1 pseudogene is annotated in these 256 nt (G+C 64.8%); it reads left to right on the forward strand.

The features are described 5' to 3' along the window. Positions 1–126 (forward strand): annotated as a pseudogene (locus MKK84_RS25965) (IS5/IS1182 family transposase); the annotation flags it as partial. Positions 127–256 lie beyond the last annotated feature (130 nt).

Genomic DNA, 256 nt, shown 5'->3' on the forward strand with positions numbered 1-256 from the left:
GCGCAGGCCGGGTTCAGGAAGGTCAAGCTGCGGGGACGGGCCAAGGTCGAGGCACTGATTACTTTCGCGGCCGCCGCCTACAATCTCGTACGGCTGCCCAAACTCATCGCCTTGTCAGCGGCCTGACCGGGCGACACCGCCCCCGGCGCTGCGGACGGGGCTGAACCACCGGCTATCGCCGGTCAGCCGAAACCGTCCAAACGACGGAAATCATCTCCGACGCCGCCAAATCAGGACTTCTTCAGCAGCCTGTTAG

Source organism: Methylobacterium sp. E-065, assembly GCF_022829605.1.
Taxonomy (GTDB): domain Bacteria; phylum Pseudomonadota; class Alphaproteobacteria; order Rhizobiales; family Beijerinckiaceae; genus Methylobacterium.